This window comes from Pseudomonas sp. TYF_14 (genome assembly GCF_043105275.1).
GTDB lineage: Bacteria > Pseudomonadota > Gammaproteobacteria > Pseudomonadales > Pseudomonadaceae > Aquipseudomonas > Aquipseudomonas alloputida.
On sequence record NZ_JBICLK010000094.1, the window covers coordinates 1 to 667 of the forward strand.

Below are 667 nucleotides of genomic sequence, written 5' to 3' on the forward strand. Positions count from 1 at the left end.
TGGTGGGTAGTTTGACTGGGGCGGTCTCCTCCCAAAGAGTAACGGAGGAGTACGAAGGTGCGCTCAGACCGGTCGGAAATCGGTCGTAGAGTATAAAGGCAAAAGCGCGCTTGACTGCGAGACAAACACGTCGAGCAGGTACGAAAGTAGGTCTTAGTGATCCGGTGGTTCTGTATGGAAGGGCCATCGCTCAACGGATAAAAGGTACTCCGGGGATAACAGGCTGATACCGCCCAAGAGTTCATATCGACGGCGGTGTTTGGCACCTCGATGTCGGCTCATCACATCCTGGGGCTGAAGCCGGTCCCAAGGGTATGGCTGTTCGCCATTTAAAGTGGTACGCGAGCTGGGTTTAGAACGTCGTGAGACAGTTCGGTCCCTATCTGCCGTGGACGTTTGAGATTTGAGAGGGGCTGCTCCTAGTACGAGAGGACCGGAGTGGACGAACCTCTGGTGTTCCGGTTGTCACGCCAGTGGCATTGCCGGGTAGCTATGTTCGGAAGAGATAACCGCTGAAAGCATCTAAGCGGGAAACTTGCCTCAAGATGAGATCTCACTGGGATCTTGAATCCCCTAAAGGGCCGTCGAAGACTACGACGTTGATAGGTTGGGTGTGTAAGCGCTGTGAGGCGTTGAGCTAACCAATACTAATTGCCCGTGAGGCTTG

General features: G+C 54.1%; 1 rRNA gene. It reads left to right on the top strand.

Features of this window, described 5'->3' with window-relative positions:
* Positions 1-667: ribosomal RNA gene (locus ACF8O8_RS26650) — 23S ribosomal RNA — on the top strand; the annotation flags it as partial.